Source organism: Rothia sp. LK2492 (assembly GCF_040946345.1).
Lineage (GTDB): Bacteria > Actinomycetota > Actinomycetes > Actinomycetales > Micrococcaceae > Rothia > Rothia endophytica.
The window spans coordinates 299861-320323 of record NZ_JAYWLX010000002.1; the positions used below are offsets into that span (position 1 = coordinate 299861).

Annotated in this window: 18 protein-coding genes and 1 pseudogene; 12 read left to right on the forward strand and 7 right to left on the reverse strand. The window is 55.4% G+C overall.

What is annotated here, in order from left to right; genetic code table 11:
• Positions 1-195: 195 nt before the first annotated feature.
• From rbfA to VVR27_RS03555, 5 genes are all read left to right on the forward strand, one after another.
• The gene (gene rbfA / locus VVR27_RS03535) at positions 196-627 is read left to right on the forward strand and encodes a 30S ribosome-binding factor RbfA (RefSeq protein ID WP_237203506.1); all 432 of its coding nucleotides are present in this window, start codon (positions 196-198) and stop codon (positions 625-627) included.
• A gap of 6 nt (positions 628-633) precedes the next feature.
• The gene (truB, locus tag VVR27_RS03540) at positions 634-1734 is read left to right on the forward strand and encodes a tRNA pseudouridine(55) synthase TruB (protein WP_368547092.1); all 1101 of its coding nucleotides are present in this window, start codon (positions 634-636) and stop codon (positions 1732-1734) included.
• Positions 1731-2102: a hypothetical protein gene (locus VVR27_RS03545; RefSeq protein WP_251380800.1), complete on the forward strand. Its 372-nt coding sequence runs from the start codon at positions 1731-1733 to the stop codon at positions 2100-2102. The genes truB and VVR27_RS03545 overlap by 4 nt, the downstream gene beginning before the upstream one ends.
• Before the next feature lie 170 nt (positions 2103-2272).
• Positions 2273-2698 carry a hypothetical protein gene (locus VVR27_RS03550; RefSeq protein WP_368547093.1) on the forward strand — a complete coding sequence of 142 codons (426 nt, stop codon included), beginning with the start codon at positions 2273-2275 and terminating at the stop codon, positions 2696-2698.
• Positions 2699-2772: 74 nt separating this feature from the next.
• Entirely contained in the window at positions 2773-3726 is a 954-nt protein-coding gene (locus VVR27_RS03555; protein WP_368547094.1) for a bifunctional riboflavin kinase/FAD synthetase, read from the forward strand.
• A 100-nt stretch (positions 3727-3826) separates the two neighbouring features.
• Here VVR27_RS03555 and VVR27_RS03560 read toward each other — a convergent pair whose 3' ends face one another.
• The 3 genes from VVR27_RS03560 to VVR27_RS03570 are packed head-to-tail and all read right to left on the reverse strand — an operon-like array spanning position 3827 to position 5874.
• Positions 3827-4651, reverse strand: coding sequence for an aldo/keto reductase (locus VVR27_RS03560; RefSeq protein WP_251380803.1), 825 nt, complete (start codon positions 4649-4651; stop codon positions 3827-3829).
• A 15-nt stretch (positions 4652-4666) separates the two neighbouring features.
• Positions 4667-5410 carry a 5'-methylthioadenosine/S-adenosylhomocysteine nucleosidase gene (gene mtnN / locus VVR27_RS03565; RefSeq protein WP_368547095.1) on the reverse strand — a complete coding sequence of 248 codons (744 nt, stop codon included), beginning with the start codon at positions 5408-5410 and terminating at the stop codon, positions 4667-4669.
• Complete coding sequence (locus tag VVR27_RS03570) at positions 5407-5874, reverse strand: S-ribosylhomocysteine lyase (protein ID WP_251380805.1); 468 nt, start codon at positions 5872-5874, stop codon at positions 5407-5409. The genes mtnN and VVR27_RS03570 overlap by 4 nt, the downstream gene beginning before the upstream one ends.
• A 189-nt stretch (positions 5875-6063) precedes the next feature.
• Between VVR27_RS03570 and VVR27_RS03575 the strand changes: the two genes are divergently transcribed.
• Positions 6064-6366 (forward strand): hypothetical protein, encoded by a 303-nt coding sequence (locus VVR27_RS03575; RefSeq protein ID WP_346872802.1) that lies wholly within the window; start codon positions 6064-6066, stop codon positions 6364-6366.
• Positions 6367-6726, forward strand: a complete 360-nt coding sequence (locus tag VVR27_RS03580) for a hypothetical protein (protein ID WP_368547096.1) — start codon at positions 6367-6369, stop codon at positions 6724-6726.
• A 246-nt stretch (positions 6727-6972) separates the two neighbouring features.
• On the opposite strand, the pseudogene VVR27_RS03585 reads toward VVR27_RS03580, so the two are convergent.
• A pseudogene (locus VVR27_RS03585) lies at positions 6973-7086 on the reverse strand (universal stress protein); the annotation flags it as partial.
• Position 7087: 1 nt separating this feature from the next.
• Between VVR27_RS03585 and VVR27_RS03590 the strand changes: the two are divergent.
• From VVR27_RS03590 to VVR27_RS03600, 3 genes are read left to right on the forward strand one after another with little or no spacing between them, the layout of a single operon-like run.
• Positions 7088-7333 carry a hypothetical protein gene (locus tag VVR27_RS03590; RefSeq protein ID WP_368547097.1) on the forward strand — a complete coding sequence of 82 codons (246 nt, stop codon included), beginning with the start codon at positions 7088-7090 and terminating at the stop codon, positions 7331-7333.
• A 2-nt stretch (positions 7334-7335) separates the two neighbouring features.
• Positions 7336-7896, forward strand: coding sequence for a tripartite tricarboxylate transporter TctB family protein (locus VVR27_RS03595; protein WP_368547098.1), 561 nt, complete (start codon positions 7336-7338; stop codon positions 7894-7896).
• Positions 7896-9404, forward strand: a complete 1509-nt coding sequence (locus VVR27_RS03600) for a tripartite tricarboxylate transporter permease (RefSeq protein ID WP_368547099.1) — start codon at positions 7896-7898, stop codon at positions 9402-9404. Before VVR27_RS03595 ends, VVR27_RS03600 begins: the two co-directional genes overlap by 1 nt.
• Positions 9405-9545: 141 nt before the next feature.
• Here the strand turns inward: VVR27_RS03600 and VVR27_RS03605 are convergent, their stop codons facing one another.
• From VVR27_RS03605 to VVR27_RS03615, 3 genes are read right to left on the reverse strand one after another with little or no spacing between them, the layout of a single operon-like run.
• Positions 9546-12392 (reverse strand): SNF2-related protein, encoded by a 2847-nt coding sequence (locus tag VVR27_RS03605; protein ID WP_368547100.1) that lies wholly within the window; start codon positions 12390-12392, stop codon positions 9546-9548.
• A complete protein-coding gene (locus VVR27_RS03610) occupies positions 12389-15373 on the reverse strand; it encodes a DEAD/DEAH box helicase family protein (RefSeq protein ID WP_368547101.1) in 2985 nt (994 codons plus the stop codon). Before VVR27_RS03610 ends, VVR27_RS03605 begins: the two co-directional genes overlap by 4 nt.
• 12 nt (positions 15374-15385) lie before the next feature.
• Positions 15386-17329, reverse strand: coding sequence for a site-specific DNA-methyltransferase (locus VVR27_RS03615; protein WP_368547102.1), 1944 nt, complete (start codon positions 17327-17329; stop codon positions 15386-15388).
• 367 nt (positions 17330-17696) lie between these two features.
• Here VVR27_RS03615 and rpsO point away from each other — a divergent pair, with 367 nt between their 5' ends.
• Both rpsO and VVR27_RS03625 read left to right on the forward strand, forming a co-directional pair.
• Positions 17697-17966: a 30S ribosomal protein S15 gene (rpsO, locus tag VVR27_RS03620; protein ID WP_251380815.1), complete on the forward strand. Its 270-nt coding sequence runs from the start codon at positions 17697-17699 to the stop codon at positions 17964-17966.
• A 209-nt stretch (positions 17967-18175) separates the two neighbouring features.
• Positions 18176-20407, forward strand: a complete 2232-nt coding sequence (locus VVR27_RS03625) for a polyribonucleotide nucleotidyltransferase (RefSeq protein ID WP_368547103.1) — start codon at positions 18176-18178, stop codon at positions 20405-20407.
• The last annotated feature ends 56 nt before the right edge of the window (positions 20408-20463 follow it).

A 20463-nucleotide genomic window follows, 5' to 3' on the forward strand; every position in this document is an offset into this window, starting at 1 on the left:
TACCGGCGCCTAACCCCACCGGTTAGGCACCCGATGATTGGGGGTGGGGTGGTCGCACAGCGGCCACCCCACCCCCATTAGAATTTATAGAGAACAAACTTCGAGGCTTTCTCACAAGACTAAGCACCGCCGCTGCGTCCGGCAGCTGCTGTGTTTGGGAGAAAAGCCGCAGACCTTCTTACAAGGAGAAAACTCATGGCTGATCCAGCCCGCGCCGCCCGGCTCGCTGACCGCATCAAGGTCATCGTCGCTCAGGCACTAGAACGCCGTATCAAAGACCCCCGCCTGGGGTTCATCACTGTCACCGACGCCCGCGTGACCAACGATCTTCAGCACGCCACGGTCTACTACACCGTATTCGGGGACGCCGAGGAGCAGAAGGCAACCGCTGCTGCTCTAGAAAGCGCCAAGGGCGTCCTACGCTCAGAGGTCGGTAAGAACATCACCGCCCGCCTGACCCCCACCCTCACCTTCGTGCCCGATGAGGTGCCGGTTAACGCTGCCCACATCGAGGACCTATTGCGCAAGACCAAAGAACGCGACGCCGAAATCGCCGCTACCGCAGAGGGCGCTGACTACGTCGCAGGTGCGGACGCCTACAAGACCGAAGAAGACGACGAAGCGTAAGTAAACGTGGCGAAGAAAAGTGCGACCGGCCCATCGGGGCTCATTGTTGTTGATAAACCCGCAGGGATGACCAGCCACGACGTGGTATCAAAAATGCGGTGGATTGCTGGCACCCGCAAGGTAGGCCACGCAGGCACACTGGACCCGATGGCAACCGGGGTACTTATTCTGGGCGTCAACAAGGCAACCAAGCTGCTGACCTGGGTGGTGGGGGAGACCAAGACCTACACCACCGTCATGCGCCTGGGGCTGAGCACCGTGACTGATGACGCCGAAGGTGATATCACCGAGGTTGCCAGCAAAGCTGCGGTTGATGCTATCACCGAGGACATGATTGCTGAGCAGGTAGCGAAGCTTACCGGCGCAATCGAGCAGGTGCCCTCGTCCGTTTCAGCCATCAAGGTTAGCGGTGTGCGCTCCTACGCCAGGGTACGCTCCGGCGAGGACGTTCAACTGGATGCCCGCCCCATCACCGTGCACGGTTTTGAGGTTCACTCGGTGACCCCTCAGACCGTACAGGTAGAACGCGTGCTTCAAACCGACGAGGACGGCGTAGCCACCTCAACCGAGATAGTTACCGCTAGCGTGCTGGATGTGGCGGCAACCGTCACCTGCTCAGCCGGCACCTACATCCGTGCCCTGGCACGCGACCTGGGCGCTGCTCTGGGTGTGGGTGCCCACCTGACTCAACTGCGCCGCACCGCTATCGGCGAGATATCGGTAGAGGATGCCTACAGCCTTGATGCCCTCATTGCGGGGCGGGAAGCTGAACAGGCAGTGCCCCTGCTACCCATCGAAGAAGCAGCCCGCAGGCTCTTTACCGAACGCCTGCTCACCGCAACGGAGGCAACCGATCTGTCGAATGGCAGGCGCATCAGCCCCGGCCCGGCGGGCACCGAGCACACCCCGGTGTCCTCACTGAATCACCAACAGGCCGGCAGCAAGGGTGGGCACGACAAGCCCACCACTGCCGGTATCAGCGCCACCTTCGCTCCTGATGGCACGCTCGTCGCCCTGATTGAGAACACTCGCTGGAAACGCGAGGACGTCGCCAGCCCCATCCTGGTCTTCGAATCAGGCAAAACTTTTGAGGAGAACCCTGCATGATCGCTGGCCTTGACCTCTGGTTCTGGGCATGCCTAGTGCTCTCAACCCTCAGCTTCGCCATCTGCATCTTCCAGTTCCTACGCGGTGCCGCCCCCGACGACTACTCACAGGGCTCTGTGCTCGTACTCGAAGCCTTCTTGATGATCTACCTGGTCGGTTCCATCATCATGCAGGCCCTCACCGACGGGCCCAGCGGCGACTGGCTAGAATTCTACGGCTACCTCATCACCGCCATGATCATCCCAGCCGGCACCTTCATCTGGTCGCTCACCGAACGTAGCCGCTGGTCCACCCTGGTCCTCGGCCTGACCGGGCCAGTACTTATTATCATGCTGCACCGCATGAACATGCTCTGGTACTACTACTAAAAATCATGTGCTAGACGCGATGCCAGGTGGGAGTGGCAGAACGCCCGTGGCCGACTGGCTGGGTCTGGTATGAATCGCTGGTGAGCGCTAGCGAGCCGGTGAGAAGGTTAGCTGGTACGGGCGCTCTACCGTAATCAACGGGCGAGCCCCCGCTATCACTGAGGAAAATAATGGAACAGTCATCAACAGCAACTCTCGACAAGAAGACCAGCGGGTTTGGTCGCCTTCTAGTAGTGGTCTATGCGGTCTTCACACTCTCTGCAGGTGCGCGCTCCCTCTACCAGGTCATCCGCAAATTTGACGAGGCGCCGCTGTCCATTACCCTCTCGGCTATCTCAGCCCTGATTTACCTGGTTGCGACCATCGCTCTCGCCAAAAAGGGGGAGGGGGTCTGGAAAGTGTCCCTGGGAGCGGTGGGCATCGAGATGGTAGGCGTCATCTTGGTAGGCATCTTCAGCTACATCCAGCCCCAGCACTTCGAACTTGCCTCGGTGTGGTCCCACTTCGGCTCCGGCTACGGATACATCCCCCTCATCCTCCCCATGGTGGGGCTCTGGTGGCTGTTCAACACCAGGCCCGGCCGGGTCAACGCATAAACCAGGCGCTGCGTGTGCGGGCCAACAGCAAACCGCGTATCATAGACACGAGCAAGACACCCCCAAGGAGTACCGTGAAGCGCTATACCGACCTTGCCCAGGTCCCCGCCGGCTTTGGCCCCACCGTGGTCACCATCGGCAACTTCGATGGCGTACATATCGGCCACCAAAAGGTGCTCTCAACCCTGGCAGAGACTGCTCAGCACCACGGCCTCACCTCCGTCGCCGTCTCTTTTGACCCCCACCCTGCCGTGGTCCACAACCCCGCCGGGCATCACGTGGAAATCATGGACCAGGATTCCCGCCAGCGCATCATGGACTCCCTCGGTATCGATGTCTACCTGCTCCTTCACTACAACCTGAACTTCGCAGCCCAGAGCCCCGATGAGTTTGTGCACCGCACCTTTGTTGAAGCGCTGAACGCCCGCTACGTCGTCATCGGTGACGACGTCCGTTTTGGCGCCGGCAACTCCGGGGACCTCAACACCATGAAAGAGCTCGGCCAACAGTACGGGTTTGACGTCATCGTGGTTGAGGACCTCCTAGCAGATGGAACCCACCGCTGTTCATCCACCGGCATCCGCTCATTGCTCACCGAGGGCAAAGTGGCCCAAGCCGCTGAAATTCTGGGCCGAAACCACTTTATGCAGGGCGAAGTCGTTCACGGTGCAGCCCGCGGCCGCGAACTCGGGTTCCCCACCGCCAACATGGACGCCAACTCCACCGGCCTCGTACCAGCAGACGGTGTCTACGCCGGCTGGCTCACTGACGAGGCAGGTACTCGCCACCCCGTTGCTATCTCCGTGGGCACCAACCCCACCTTCGAAGGAATCACCTGCCGCCAGGTCGAAGCGCACGTCATCGGACGCCCCCAAGAAGCAGTAGAAGCCTTCAACCTCTATGGCCAACACATCACCCTAGAATTCGTGGACTACCTGCGTGGAATGGTGGCCTACACCGGCGTTGAAGCGCTCATCGAACAGATGAACTTGGATGTCGCCCGTGCCTCAGAAGTCCTCGGCGTCTAGGGTCGGCCTTACTCATTCCCTCCGGGAATTCAGCACAAAAAGTCGCCCCGCGCATCCTTAGAAAGGACGCACGGGGCGGCTTTTTTGGTAAAGAAGGTTTTTACATTTCTTCATGGGTGTTGGGGTCAAAGCCCCTGCCCACACCCGCTTCGAGGGCGGTAATGGCGTCCATCTGGTCATCCGTCAGCTCCCAGCTGAAGACATCCAGGTTAGCTTCCATCCGCTCAGTGTTAGAGGACTTAGGGATGGGAAGGTAGCTGTTCTGCACCTCCCAGCGCAGAATTACCTGCGCCACGCTCTTGCCAACCTCAGCTGCGATACCGGCGAGCACGGCGTTCTTCAGCATATCGGTCTTACGCCCCAGCGGTGACCAGCACTGGGTCAAAATTGCGTGGTCGGTATTGTACGCAGCCCAATCCTTCTTCTGAGAGTAAGGGTGCAGCTCAATCTGGTTGATCGCCGGGGTTACACCGGTTTCCTCTATCAGACGGTCAATGTGCTCCGGGAGGAAGTTAGAGACACCAATGCTTTTGACGGTGCCCTCCTCCTGCAACTTGATGAGCGCTCGCCAGGTATCCACGTAGAGGTTCTGGGAGGGGTTGGGCCAGTGAATCAGGTAGGCATCCAGATAGTCCAGGCCCATCCGTTCGAGGGTCCCCTCGATGGAACGCATGGCACCCTCATAGCCGTGATCACGCCCGGGCAGCTTGGACTGCACAAAAATATCGCCACGGTCGGTACCTGAGCGCAGCACGCCGCGGCCCACGCCGGTCTCATTTTCGTAATTAACGGCAGTGTCGATTAGGCGGTAGCCGCGAGCAATAGCCTCAGAAACTGCCACCTCAGCCTGAGCGTCAGTCATGGGGTAGGTGCCCAGACCCAGCTGGGGGATTTCGTTGCCGTCGCGCAAGGTGTGCTTATTCATAGTGTCTCTCTTTTCCTAGGCGGGGGTATTAATGAGGGCTGTTACGAGCTGAGCGCTCCGCGCAGCGACGATGGGGGCGTCCATATGGAAGTCCTGGTCAGCGGCCGGGCCGCACAGATCAGAGACGCCGCGCACCGAGATAAAGGGCAGATCGCGAGAAACGCAGATTTGGGCCAGCGCTGTGGTTTCCATGTCGGTGGACAGTGCCTCGGGGAAGATCTCGCGGGTGTTCTTAACGTTGTGGGCGGTAACGAAGGAGCCACCTGCCAGCATGGTGCCATAACGCACCTGGCCTTCACCGGTGTAGACCTGGGCCGCAGCCTGCGCCTGCTCCAGCAGCGACTCGCTGGCCTGGTAGCGTGCGGGCATACCGGGCACCTGCCCGTACTCATAGCCAAAGGCGGTGGCGTCCGCGTCAGTGTAGGTGTAGTCGGCGCCGATTACGATGTCACCCACGTTGATGCTGGTGTGCAGGCCACCTGCGGTGCCAGCTGAGAGGACGGCGGCGGGGTGGGAGACCAGCCCCAGTGCAGTGGTGAGCGCGGTAGCCGCATTGACCAGACCAATTTTTGAGCGGACCAGCAGAACCGGCTGGGTGGTACCTGCGGTATTCAGGGTGCGGGGGTAGAACTGAGCGACGCCCACTCCGAAATCATCGGCGGCGGGCTCGGTCAGTTCAAGGAAGGGAGCAGCTTCTTCGTCCATAGCCACCTGAACGATGACCGCGGTGGCGAATTCCTGGGGTAGCAAGGAATTCATGAGGCCATGACCTCTTCCCACTCATCCTTGCGGTCCAGGAAGGCTGCAACGGCTGTCTGCGCTTCTTCGAGGGAGTGGTTAGCACCCCAACCGCACTGCACCTCGTTAGCTGCGGGCACTTCGGTGGCGTCCAGAAGATCCTGCATGGTGGCTGCTAGGATCTGCGTGAAGTCTGCGGGCTCGATCCCCAGGGTGAGGGCGTAGAAGCCGGTCTGGCAGCCCATAGGGGAGAAGTCGATGAGCGCGTCGGTATGGTTGCGCATGTGGTGGGCGGTCATGTGCTCGATGGAGTGCACAGCCTTCATGCCCAGGTGCCCCTTGTTGGGCTGGGTGAAGCGCACGTCGTATTTAATGAGGGTATCCCCGCCGGGTAGCTCCTTACGCCCTGCTACGCGAACATAGGGGGCAGCAACTTTGGTGTGGTCCAGGTCGAAGGACTCAACATTGGTTTTCTGTTTTTCCACTGATTTCATCTATCTGTTCGGTGGGTTAGTTTGTCTGCTTACCATTCTTTCGCATCTAGTGGCAGGACGCTAGCCGAGAGCGGGTTTCTGGCAGGGAGTTTTCGGGTAACACCCAGGCCCACCTAGCTTCGTGCGGGCTGACGGAGGGGTAATCTGGAATCTGACCCCGCTGTATCGAAGGAGAACCTCATGAACGTTTTGATCCCCACCGCTGCTGCCGCTGCCGGCCTGACGGGTGGCTATAAGGTTGCCCGCCTCACCGAGGTGCGTGCACTGGGCGGTGTTGCCCTGGCCGCCGGTGGCGTAGCTGCCTTCAAAGGGTGGCAGGAAAACGCAGGAACCTGCACCGCTGCAGCCTTGACCGCTGTCTACCTGGGCGGCTTTGGCTACTCCCACGTGCTGCACAAGAAGATTGGCCCCTGGCCCGCTGTCTGTGCCGTCACCGGTGCTACCGTGCTGGCTTCTCTAGCTTTCGGGCGCGGAAAGAAATGAGTGCCTAACGCTATGCGTAGCCAGTGGATAGAACACTTTCGTGACGATGACCATGAACTACTAGGCTGGATTGAACCGGTAGGTCAGGAGTTTCACGTCTTTAACCTTTTGGGGCAAAAAGTTCTTGTGACTGAGGACTGGTTCGAGGCTGAGACAGTCCTCGATAATCTGGGAATCAGCTATTTGGCGGATAACTACACACTGAAGCTTGATGATGGCCATAAAGAGGTTGTTCTGGTGAGCGTTAGTCCCGATGGCATCACTGCAAAAACCAATAACTACAACGACATCACAGCCGATCAAGAATTCTTTGACCTGCCTTTTCCAGCACCGTCCACCTTGCAGCCAGCCAAAGCATAGTTACGGATTGCGAGTTAGCTTATATTCAACTCGAATCATGGGAGTGAGCTGCCACCGTCACCGGTGCTACCGTGCTGGCTTCTCTAGCTTTCGGGCGCGAAAAGAAATAGCGCACCTCTGACAAAAGTGGCATCAGCTCCTCATTGGCCTATGCTGTAAAAGAAAACTTCACTGGCATGTTCTTACTTCATGTCAGTGAAGTTTTCTTTTTACAAGGCCTGCACGGGGCGCTGGTCTCAGAAGGTTTTAGTTGGCGGGCTTGACCGCTACCACCGGGGCGTTAGCTTCAAGGATGATACGCTGTGCTGCTGAGCCCAGCAGCATTTTGCCCACCGGGCTGCGGCGTCGTACACCCACCACCGTGGAGCAGGGTTATGACGTGACCCTATCCAACTGGCGCCTCCTGGCTGCCCCAGGTGGGCTGACCGCTGAAGAAGAGGCAGAGCTAACCGATATCGTGCTTGAAACGGTCGAAACCGAAGAATGGTCAACGGCGGTAGGGCGCTATAACTGGGCCGAACGCGTCATCACGGGCGATGAACTTGATGTCTTCTTGGAAGAGGAAAAAGAGCGCATTAGCTCCCTCTATGAAAGTTTGGGGGTCTAGTCGTGGCTGAAACACTCAGTGCCCGTCAGAACAGGGCTCACATGATCAGGGATCTCAGCATGCCCCTGCTGATTATTGCCCTGGCTACCTACCTTTTGGTCGGCATGCTCACTATGACGGTGCCCGATTCTGTAGCCTTCCCTGGCCCCCGTTTCTTCCCGGCGATTATTACCGCCGTGCTCTACGTACTGGCACTGGCTGACATCCTTGCTGTGATTAGAAAACACCGCACATCGGATACTCTGCAGACGGTGGAAAGCTCAGGCACCTACCGCGACGGAGACCCCGCCGCAGCAGCCCACGAGGACGTTATTACCCGGGTGGATATTCGTTCCCTTGCCTGGGCCGTTGGAGGCTTCCTCTTCTTTGCCCTCACCCTCGAATACTTGGGCTGGGTCATCGGCGCTGGTCTGCTCTTCTGGTGTGTTGCCCGCGGATTCGGGGCCAAAAACCCTCTGATGGCACTCATCGTAGGGCTGACCGTCAGCTCACTGGCCTACATCGCTTTTGACATGGGGCTAGGGCTCAACCTCCCCTCTGGAATTCTAGGAGGCGGTTTCTAGTGGACGCTCTCTCACTGCTGGCCGACGGCTTTGCCGGTGCTTTCACCCTGCAAAATTTGCTGTGGGTGCTCATTGGCTGTTTGCTGGGCACCGCCGTGGGCGTCATGCCCGGGTTGGGTTCATCGATGGCGGTGGCTCTGCTACTGCCCGTCACCTTCGCCCTTGAACCTACAGCCGCCTTTATCATGTTCGCCGGTGTTTACTTCGGCGGTCTTTTCGGTGATTCCACCATGGGTATTCTGATGAACACACCCGGCCAGGCTTCTGCGATTGCCTCCACCTTTGAGGGGCATCGCATGGCCAAAAATGGACGCGCCGCCCAGGCTCTAGCGGTAGCTGCTATTGGTGCCTTCATCGGTGGTTTCATTTCCTCCATTCTTGTGGTCTTCCTGGCACCCGTGCTGGCAGACTTCTCCACCAAATTCGGCCCAGCAGAATACCTAGCGCTCGCTATCTTTGCTTTCGCAGCGACGTCCTCAGTGGTAACCGACTCAGCGGTCAAGGGTTTGCTCTCACTGGCTCTTGGTCTAGGTGTGGCTGTGGTCGGCATCGATGGCGTGACCGGTATTCCCCGCTTCACCATGGACTCCAACTACCTCTTTGACGGTATCTCTTTGGTCACCGTGACCGTAGCGATTCTGGCCCTGGGCGAGGTCTTCTACAGCGCTTCGGTTGCCCGCCACCAAGAAGAGGGAAAGATTATCCGCCCCAAGGGCCGTGCTTGGCTGACGGGCGCAGAGTTCAAAGAAGCAGCCCCTGCTTGGGGGCGCGGTACCCTGATTGGTCTGCCCTTTGGCATTATCCCTGCCGGTGGTGCGGATATCCCAACCTTCTTGGCCTACGGCACCGAGCGTAAGCTGGATCGTCGCCGCAAGAACCCCCAGTTCGGTGACAAGGGCGCCATCCGTGGTCTTGCTGCCCCCGAGGCGGCAGGTAACGCAACCACCGGTATGGCCATGGGTGCTTTGCTGGCGCTGGGTCTGCCGATCTCTGCAACGGCTGCGATTATGCTGGCGGCCTTCCGCCAGTACGGTCTGCAACCTGGCCCCCTGCTCTTTGAGCGTTCGCCAGAGCTGGTTTGGGCGCTGCTGGCTAGCTTCTTCATCGCCATGGTGGTGTTGCTGGCAATTAACCTGCCGTTTGCGATGCTCTGGGCTAAGCTGCTGCTGATTCCTGCGCCCTACCTCTATGCGGGGATTACGGTTTTTTGTGGGCTGGGTATTTACGCCACCTCGTCTTCAATCTTTGATCTCTTGCTGTTGCTGGGTATTGGCTTATTGGGTTTCTTGATGCGCATGAATGACTACCCGCTGGCACCGCTAATCATTGGTATGGTGCTCGGTCCGCTGGCTGAAACCAGCCTGCGTGATGCTCTGACCTCCTCCAGCGGTGACTTTTCGGTGCTTTTCAGTGGTCCTATCGTCATCACGCTCTACGGTGTGCTGGTGCTCATGCTGCTGCTGACTCTGCGCAGTAAGGTCACTAAAAAGACCGGTAACGACATCTAGGGAACCTGGCTGCTGACGGCATTCTGGCGCTAACTTACCCCCGCACTTTCTCTCTTCTACCCGGTGTTGATCTCCGGTTGAAGAGAGGACGTGCGGGGGGCGTTCTTTTTGGGTGAGAGAGACAGTGCAGGAGGGTACCCTTTAGTCAACTACTTTCCACCGGATTGTGAAGAGGTGCTCTCGTTCCTTGTTACCTTCGAGAGCCGCTTGAATCAGCGTCAGATAGTCTTCTGCTTGCTCATCCAGCTGGTCTCTCTTCCGCCTGAAGGTGTCCTCTTCTTCTTCAGCTTTTTTCTGCCACGACCGGGCTTCTTTCACAAGCTGGAGCTTTATCTTCATATCTGATTCACGGCTTGAGGCTTGCCTTGCTGCTTTTTCTTTGCTTCTAAAATCACGGATGCGGGCATCGTATTCTGCACGCAGGTCTTGGCGATTTGCCTGCTGGATAGCTTCTTGCTCGAAGTAAAACGTGGCCGTCCGCCCTTCAAACTCTGCGTGCACCGTTGCTTCTTGTTCATCTAAGCTAGCAAGTACTTCTTTAGTAACCACTGCGTTTGAAACGTTGGTTTCGGCGGTGGAAAGGTCAAGAATCTGGCTAACCTGTTCTTGATCGAGCAGCTGGCCGTCATCGGTGACACCTGCACCAAGCAGATAGGATTCAACGCTGGGCTGCACACCAGCCATGAGCGTGAAGGTCACTTTATCAACGCTGAGGACACCGCTCTTTCCCTTGAGCTGCCGGACTGGTTGCGCAACCCGGTCTGATGCCTTGAGCGAAAACACCAGTTCTGCTGGGGGAGTAGCCCGAGTCTTTGCCGAGTCAACGACCCAGGAGGCAAGCGCTGAGTTGTAACGGTATTGGTGGGCTCCAGCCACCGGTGCTTTTTTGAAAAAGTAGTATCCAAGTAAGACACCATCTACAGGTGTGGTGTGAAGCTTGAAGCGGCTGCCCCCGTCGGTAAAATCTGCGTAGCTATCAAGCTCATAGGTGGTGAGAGCTAGCAGTAACCGTTCAAAGGAGTTGAGGATTACGCCTGCTTGCTGATCGTAGCTTTTGAGTTTGTCGCGGACGCTGGGGTCTAGGTTGTCGAAGACACGAGTGCGGGTACGCTTCATCTCCTTGGAGATTTCGGCAGCGTACTGCGCTTCCAGAGCATCAAATTCAGCTGAGATTTCTTTAGAGGTTTGTGCGGTATCGAGAATTCGTGCAATTGATTTTTCGAAGTCTAGACCGTCTTCAATTCGGCCTAGCACTTCATCAGAAGCCCCAAAGACAGAGGTGAACAAGTTGAACTTATCGGTTAGCAGTTCAAGAATTCGCTCCTCAGCAAGGTTTCCTTTGTTGGAAAAATTCACGACAAAAACGTTGTGCTTTTGCCCGAACCTGTGCACACGGCCAATGCGCTGTTCTATTCGTTGAGGGTTCCACGGCAGATCATAGTTAACAAGCATGGAGCAGAACTGTAGGTTGATACCTTCTGCTGCGGCTTCTGTGGCAATCATGATGGTTCCTCTGTCACGGAACTCATCGACCAAAGCCTTTCTACGGTCGGCGGCGGCGACGTGCGTGATGAGGTCTGAACCTTCGTTGCGCTCCAACCAGTCTCGGTAGATCTGGTTTGCCTCGGGGCTGTTATTAGACCCATTGAAGAGTACTAGACCTTCTCCCCAGCCTTTTTGCTGAAGGGTTTTAGCTATGTATTCTTGGGTTTTTGTTGAGTCGGTGAAGATGATTGCCTTCTGTGGGGCACCAACCAGTTGGAGCTTTTCAAAACCTTTCTCGAGCGACTCAATGAGCGCTAGACACTTCTGGTTGTCCTCAATAGAGCGGGCTAAAGCTGCATAGTCCCTTAGCTCCTGAACTTCAGCTTGCGCTGCTGCGAGGCTTAAGTTGCGGTAGTCGGTTTCAGCGGAATCAGAGTTGAGCGCGTCTTCAAGTTCCTCTGTAGTGAGGTCTTCATCAATGATTCCACCACGGTTATCACGGCTTTTGCCTGCGGCAATTTCCTCCGCCAGACGTTGAGCAGTTCTTTCAAGAGTAGAAGCCACTGCATAGGTAGAAGAACCAAGCCTTTTACGTAGAATCAGTGCTGATAGGTGCCTTTGTGATTTGGCAAAAGCATAGAGGTGCTCCCGTTGCAGATAACTATTGACCAGCTCATAGAGCTTCTGCTCTTCCTCAGAAGGCGTGAATGAAAAGGTGAGTGGTTCACGGTTCGTAAATCGTATGTAACGGCTAGCGTCCTTGCGTAAGGTCCGTTTGGCGATGAGCCGAACACGGTTGCTGAGATCGTCGTTGCCGTATTCGTCAGCACCGTCAACGTAGCGTGCGCGGAACGATTCGAAGGACCCAAAGAAGTCGGGGTCAAATACTGATACCAGACCGTAGAGTTCCTCTAACCGATTTTGCAGCGGGGTCGCTGTGAGCAGAATAGACTTGGTCGCTCCTGCCATGACTTGCGCGACGCTAGCTGCAACTTTTGCTTTGCCGCTCCAATAAGACCTGAGACGGTGGGCTTCATCAGCAATCACTATGTCCCACTGTCTGGCGAGTAGCAGTACGTTACGCTGTATGAACTCGTAGGAGCAGATAATTACTCCTGGTAGGTCTTGAACATGGTGCAGGAGGTCACGGTTACTGCCATCCAGAAGATAGGCAGGAATCGCGAACTTTTCGTCCAGTTCCTGTTTCCACTGTTGGCGGAGGGAAGATGGCGCGATAATTAAAATCTGGCGTTTACGCTCTGCCCAGTACTGGGAGATAACAATGCCAGCTTCAATGGTCTTACCTAAGCCCACCTCATCGGCCATAATGACGCCGCGTAGGGACGTTGCTTTGAGAGCAAACAGGGCAGCATCAATTTGGTGGGGCTTAGGCTCAACTGTGGCGTCAAATAATAAGCCTGCAAGTTTGCCTACATGGTCTGATGCGTAGGAACGGTCGAGCTCATGGGCATAGTATTTTGCCGAGTAGGGGTTGAGAGTCATAGTCCCCACCTCTCAGGAGCTGCAACCTCGTAGTTCACACCAATCGCTTCAAAATGTTTGCGTGCGGACGCAATCTTGGCGTTTTCAAGCGGGCGGCGCTTTGAAGGGTCTAATGACCCCTTGGTCTCACGAACCATATAGAAGCGGTCTTGCCCGTCCTCAACTTTTACAATTGCCCAGTCGGGATTGTAAGGACCAACAGGGGTGTCCACTTTGAACTTATCTGGGAGCTTCATAAACAGTTTGATGTCTTCCCGAGAGTCCAGAAGTTCAGCGAATTGACGTTCAACATCGGAGTCAAAAACCACGTAATCAAAATCAGTCTTTTCGGTGTTCCTAACCTGGTAGAGCATATTGATAAATCTGTCTTTTTCAGCCATACCGTCTGTTTGTAGTTCCCGTAGCTCGTAAATTGAGCCCCTGATTTTCTGGTACTGGATACCTTCGACGAGCACTGTAGCTAGATGAGAGGTAATGGCATCCTTGACCATGACCATAAAATCATTGGGGTTAGCAAGGAAGTCCTTTAGCCTGCCAGAGCCCAGCAGGATGTCAACAATCGTTTGCCTGGTGAGAGAAGTTGCCTCCTGGAGCTGAGTGACAATATCGGGTAGGGGGTAGCTCCGGTCAAGCTCTGCCGACCGGGTGGCATGTTCATGGTGTTTAGTGCCCCCACGGGTAATTTCCATTCCAGCCCTGGTTACCCTGATTTGGATGGGGGAGATTTCTGGAGCTGCTTTAATCGTCGCTATTGCCGATTCGACCAGCTCTTCACGGTCTAGGTTCACCCGGTAGGTGGTGCGAGCCGTTATTTTCTCCCAGAAGCTCTCGAACTCACGTGAAGAGTAAATTTGCTTGTTGAGCTTGCGGGTTACCCTCTGCTTCTTATTTTGGGTAATACCTGAGGTGCACTTAATAATGCGGTCGATAACTTCATCTTCAATAGTTGCATACTGCACTGGCAGCTGCAAGGTAAAACCAAGCAAGTCAGGCCTGAAAGAAGGCTGTGTTTCACCGGCTTTGTTTACAAACCCGGCGGTCAGCAAGTGCTGGAAAATCTCTTCCGATTTGGTGAAACCGATTCGTTTCCCCTGGCCCAGCTCGCCCATCGTAATTTTTGCGAATTCACTTTTACGAACGTGCCCAATAGCGACATTGGCTTTCTTGTACTCGGCCTGTAGCCCGGCAGCAAACTGACGGTAGGACTCATTAGCTACGACTGTCAGCTGGGCAAGACCCCTGTCAGACAAGCGCTCGCCGGCTTGGTTAACGGGTAGGCGTAGTCCGCGACCGATGGTCTGGCGGCGTTCAGATTCACCGCTCATTTCACGGAGCGTACAGATCTGGAATACGTTGGGGTTATCCCAGCCTTCTCGCAGGGCGGAGTGGGAAAAGATGAATTGCACCGGCTCATCCATTGAAAGCAGGCGAGCCTTATCTTTCATGATGAGTTCGTAGGCGTCGTCATCTTTTGCTGTTGAGCCAGAGGTATCGATAAAGGTGGTGACCTTATGTGTGCCACGGCCATTAGACATTTGAGCGAAATACCCTGAACGAAGGCTCCTTGCATCGCCTGGAACAGCTGTTAACCAGTCGGGGTTCTTGGCGCGTTCCTCATCGAGTATCTGGTCGAACCAGGTTGCAAAGTCGCCGCTCGCATCAAGGTTGTTGGAGCCCGCACCAAGGTAGTGAGCCACCTTATCAATGAAGAACAGTGAAAGAACCTTGACACCATCCTTCTTGACCAGGGATGCTTTCCGGAGATGTTCCCTGACGGTTTCGCGGATCATCTCACGGTAGATATGGTGTGAGGCGCCGCCGATTTCTTCACCGATGCCTAGGGGCTGCCCGTGGTTAGTTAGAGTTACCTGCTCTGGGTAGAGACTGATTTCATCGATACGCCAGTTGCCTGCATACGCCTGGTTCTTGGTCAGAACTTCGAGGTCAGCTCCTGGCTTGACCCATTTCTTGCTGCGCTTGAGCGAACCGTCTTTCTGTGCGACCACTAGTTCAAGCTGCGCTTGGAAGGTTGGCTTGTTCTTTACCCCGTGCAGCTTGATATAGGGGGTTGCCGACTCGCCTTCTTGGACGGTTTCAGCTACCACAATCTGCTTGACCAAGCCCAAATCATGAGCGTCAATCGGATCAAGACGATAAACGGTATTGCGTGAAGTTCTATGGGTAGCGGAATAGCGCAGAGTGCAGAGCGGGTTGAGCTCACCGATAGATGATTGCGACAGCTCTGATTCCATATTTTGAGGTTCATCCATGATGACTACAGGCCGGACTGCTTGGAGGAAGTCGATTGGACGCAAGCCGTTAAGCCGGTCGCGTTCCTGATGAATGATGCGGTTGTTAGCGTCGCCTCTGATGGAGTCGATGGTCATCACTAGAATTTGAACACCGGTGGAACTAGCGAAGGCACGGACGTCCTCTGGGGACTTACCCGAGTAGACGAAAGAATCGAAGGGGTGCTCGGGGTAGAGAGTGCGGAAATGGTCCCGCATCAGCCGTATCGAGGTGTTGACGCCCTCACGGATTGCTACCGAAGGAACAAGAATGATGAACTTTCGGAAAGAGTATTGTTTTGCCAATTCAAAGATAGTGCGTAGATAGACATAGGTTTTACCTGTGCCAGTTTCCATCTCAACATCAAACTGAAGGCCATCAACTAGTTCTGTGGAGACCTCAAGCCCGTTGCGGTCTTGAACTGCACGTAGGTTTTCCAGGATAGTTTCGTGGTCCAGCAGCAGGTTGTTACCGACTGCCCCGATTTCGTTGACGAGCTCCAAATCTAGTTGGGTCTGGTCGCCTGCTGCTTCGAATAGGGGACTGGTGCTTGTTTCTTCCAGCACGGCTCGCTCACTCCAGAGGACGGTGCGCAGGGCTTCTGCGTCTGCTGGTTGGCCCTGAAAGAGGTCTGCTACTGCTTCAATCGCTTCAAGCTGGTAGGGCTGCTTGTCATCAAATTTAAATTTCACTGTAACCCTCCACTATGCAATCGATAGGTCGATGCCGCGGGTTTTGCAGAGCTGCACCAGGTTGGTTTTTAGCTCGTCATCCCCTTGGAAGGCATCTTCAAGGACGATGAGACGCACCTCAGCAAGCTCAACGAGTTCGCGGAGCTGGTCGAGGTTAGGCTTGGTCTGCTCATCGAAGTAGCCAAGAATCAGGTCGTTACCAACGCTGAAGACCGTGAGACCGGCAAGTTCTTTTTGTTCGTACTGCTCGGTGAGGGACAGCCCTAGCTTGAGGATGGTTTCAGTGAACAACTCTTCTGGTGAAGAAGCGTCATTAGCTGAGTCGCGGACCGAGTTGAATAGATCTTCAAGCTCATTCTCATCAATAGTCGCGTTGACTTTCCATTTAGCGAAGTTAGTATCAGCGAGCTTATAGGCGCGGAAGCCTGAAATGTTCGTAGACGCTGAATTTTCATTTTGAGTCAGCTTTTCATCTGCCTTAAAGATTCTGAACCGCGCATAATCTGCAATATCGTTGAATCCAATTGTTTCGAGCATAGAGCCAGGAGCTGCTAGCTCCGGAAGCTGTACGCAGATAAACCGGCGTTTCTGCTCATCTTTTAAATTTTGTTTGATTACTGCATGTCCGGTTGAACCAGACCCTGCAAAAAAGTCCAAAATAACATCATCATTTGAAGTGCAAAACGAAATAAAGTAACCAATGAGGTCGGTGGGCTTAGCATATTCGAAAGGATTAGGCTTGCCTGTTACTGCTTCAATCTCCGAGCTAGCACTTTTAGTAGTTCCGACAAGCTCTTTATTAAGTAGAGTTCGAGGATGGAAGGTGCCACGTTCTTTAGAGTATCGAAGTAAGCCCGATTTGTTAAAGAAGAATTCCGTAACCTTCTGCCCTTTTGTATCAAAGGTTTCATTGCCAGCTAGCCAGGACTCAAGTTGTTCCTTCATGGCCCAGCCAGCGGTAAGTTCTACATCCTCCGCAAGTAGACCATCTCTAAATTTCAGCGTGCCATGAATTTTCATGGTCTCTTTAGTGCCGATAACTCCTGAAAACTCTGCATTCTCACCTTCAAAGCGCATTCCTTTTTTGAGGGTTACAGCTGATGCAGAATTTTTAGGAGAAATCTTTTTAATCGCCCTGTCTTCTATTATGGAATTAGCACCATAGTCAGAAAGTTTAAAATAATTTAAATTCGATTTATTTCGAGCCCAACCAAAAATATACTCATGGTTCCGAACTACATGCCCCGCGGTTGCTCCTGACTTTGGCCAAATAAACGGGCCCGTGCAGTCTGAAGTCAAAGAATTTTCGTAACCAAAGATTTCATTTCCGATTTGAGCGAGATGGGCGGCTTCATGATCATCAATTGAAATAAAAATTACTCCATCTTCGGTAAGCAGATTCCGTGCTAGCTTGAGACGCGGGTACATCATATTTAGCCAGTTGGAATGGTAGCGCCCTGCAGTCTCTACATTAGATGTGAGCTTTCCGCCCCTCATCATCTGCTCGGTCCACTGAAGGTAATTGGCGACGCTGTCACGGAAGTCGTCCTTGTAAACAAAATCCGTGCCGGTGTTGTAGGGAGGGTCGATGTATATCATCTTGATTTTGCCGTAGTAGTGCTTTTGCAAAACTTTCAGCACTTCAAGATTGTCACCCTCGATGAAGACGTTCTGGGTCGTTTCCCAATCAACGGAATTATCGCGGTCGGGCAGTAGAGTGGCGGTCGTCGGCATCTGAGCTAGGTGCTGTGCCTCCCGCTTACCCGGCCAGCTTAGGCCAAAGCGCTCGGGGCTGCTGTCTGCATCTTTATTGAGCAGGTCGGCAAGTTTATTGATGTCGAGTTTGCCGTCAGCAATGATTTCTGGGGCGAGTTCAGCTAGTTTGTCAGCCAGCTCAGTCCGAAAGTTGGGGCTGGAATTTGGGACATCAAACTCTTCAAAACCCTGGTTTGTCATGGGGGCACCTTCTAGCGTTAAATGATGGAAATCTAACAGGCCACCTACTAAAGCAGCACTGTTTGCACTCAGTCTACTGTCGCTAACTTAGTGCGGTGTGGCGCATCACCAAATCTAACCACTCGCGTCTTGGTCTCAAATAGTTCGGCTGAAACATTATCTCGCCGTCCTGCCGGTGTGTGGTAGCTAGCACAGGGCTGCTCTTTCGGCGGGGGAGCCTGTGCGGTAAAGTGGGGAGCGCATGTGACTGCAGTCCGTGGCAGTTTCATGCAGAAGCCACCCCGCGCCTAGCGTTAGGGGAGGCCCTCCACCCGGCAGTAAAAATATTGACCGGGCCGCACACGGCACTAACTCTAGGAGTTACACAGTGGCACTCGATCCCGCCATCAAGCAGGAAATCATGAAGGAATACGCAACCCACGAAGGTGACACCGGTTCACCCGAGGTTCAGGTTGCAGTTCTGACTCGTCGTATCACCGACCTGACCGAACACCTCAAGTCCCACAAGCACGACCACCACTCACGTCGTGGTCTGATGATCCTCGTTGGTCGCCGCCGCAACCTGCTCGGCTACCTCAAGAGCGTTGATATCGCACGTTACCGCGTCCTCATCGAGCGTCTCGGTATCCGCCGATAAATCAGTAGCGTAAGGGCGACACCTGGGCACCCCCTCCTCGAAAGAGAAGACAGCTAAGGTGCCGCCCTTGCCTTACACCCCAACAGAAAACCCAAGCCGCCGCGTGCTTTCGCGGTCCTCGGTAGCGGTTTACAGAACACCCAACGTAGGGGTCTGTGAGCCTCAATCGATGACCGAAAGCGCGGCGCACCACACGAAATGGAGGAACCTTGGAAGGTCCCGAAATTCAGTTCGCTGAAGCAATTATTGATAACGGCACGTTCGGTAAGCGCGTAGTTCGCTTCGAAACAGGCCGTCTAGCCCAGCAGGCAGCAGGCTCAGCCCTGGTGACCATCGACGATGAAACCACCCTGCTCTCCGCTACCGCCATTGGCAAGAACCCCCGCGAGGGCTTCGACTTCTTCCCCCTGACCGTTGACGTTGAAGAACGTATGTACGCAGCGGGCAAGATTCCCGGCGGCTTCTTCCGCCGCGAAGGTCGCCCCTCCACCGAAGCGATCCTGGCTGCGCGTCTGATTGACCGCCCCCTGCGCCCCGTCTTCAAGAAGGGCATCCGCAACGAGGTTCAGATCGTCGTCACCGTTCTCACCATTGAGCCCGATGAAATCTACAACACCGTAGCCATCAACGCTGCATCCGCTTCAACCACCCTTTCCGGTGCGCCCTTCGCTGGCCCCATCGGTGGCGTACGCGTAGCACTGATTGACGGCCAGTGGGTTGCTTTCCCCAAGCACTCACAGCTGGAAAACGCTGTCTTCGACATGGCAGTAGCCGGCCGTGTCATCACCAAGGCTGACGGCACCGAAGACGTAGCCATCATGATGGTTGAAGCTGAAGCAACCGATAACTCCTGGAAGCTCATCAAGGAAGACGGCGCAACCGCTCCCACCGAAGAGGTTGTAGCTCAGGGTCTCGAAGCTTCAAAGCCCTTCATCGCAGCTCTCTGCAAGGCTCAGTCAGACCTGGCTGCCCGCGCGGGCAAGCCCGCCATGACACTGCCCGTCTTCGGCCAGCGTGAAGCTGACGTGGACGAAGCCGTCAAAGCATACGAGTCCAAGGTGGTAGAGGTCTACTCCATCGCAGGTAAGCAGGAGCGCGAAATCGCTTCCGGTGACCTGCAGCAGCAGATTGCTGAAGAGCTCTCCGGTGAAGGCAAGCCCTTCGAAGGCCGTGAGGACGAAGTCAACGCAGCATTCAACGCTCTGACCAAGCACGTTGTGCGTCAGCGCATCCTCACCGACCAGGTACGCATCGACGGCCGCGGTCTGACCGACATCCGCCAGCTGACCGCTGAGGTTGAGGTTCTGCCCCGCGTCCACGGTTCAGCTATCTTTGAGCGCGGTGAAACCCAGATCATGGGCATCACCACCCTCAACATGCTCAAGATGGAACAGCAGCTCGACTCCCTTTACCCGGTTAAGTCAAAGCGCTACATCCACCACTACAACTTCCCGCCCTACTCAACCGGTGAAACCGGCCGCGTAGGCTCACCTAAGCGCCGCGAAATCGGCCACGGTGCCCTTGCAGAGCGCGCGATCACCCCGATCCTGCCCTCACGCGAAGAGTTCCCCTACGCCATCCGCCAGGTATCAGAAGCGTTGGGTTCCAACGGCTCAACCTCTATGGGCTCAGTGTGTGCTTCAACCCTGTCCCTGCTGAACGCCGGTGTGCCCCTGCGTGCGCCCGTTGCAGGTATTGCGATGGGTCTGGTATCAGACGAAGTTGACGGCGAAACCCGTTATGCAGCTCTGACCGACATCCTCGGTGCAGAAGACGCACTGGGCGATATGGACTTCAAGGTCGCAGGTACCAGCGAGTTCGTTACCGCTATCCAGTTGGACACCAAACTCGACGGTATCCCCGCATCCGTTCTGGCCGGCGCCCTGACTCAGGCACGCGAAGCCCGTCTGCACATCCTCGAGGTCATCAATGCAGCTATTGATGCCCCCGATGAGATGAGCGACTTTGCACCCCGCGTGATCTCCGTTCAGGTACCCGTTGCCAAGATCGGTGAGGTCATTGGCCCCAAGGGCAAGATGATCAACCAGATCCAGGAAGATACCGGCACCGATATCTCCATTGAGGACGACGGCACCGTCTACATTGGCGCAACCGACGGCCCCTCAGCTGAGGCTGCACGCTCAGCCATCAACGCAATCGCTAACCCCCAGGTTCCCGAAATGGGCGAACGCTACCTGGGTACCGTCGTCAAGATCACCAGCTTTGGTGCTTTCGTGTCACTGACCCCCGGCAAGGACGGTCTGCTGCACATCAGCGAGCTGCGTAAGCTCAACGACGGCAATCGCGTTGAAGATGTTGAGGACGTCGTGGGCGTAGGTCAGAAGGTCCAGGTCGAAATCTCCAAGATTGATGACCGCGGCAAGCTCTCACTGGTTCCCGTGGTCGCCGACGGCGAAGAGGCTGGAGCCGACGAAGAGTAAGTAGGGTCAGCCCTCACTGTAACCACCATCAACGGGTGGGGTGCCGAAAGGCTCCC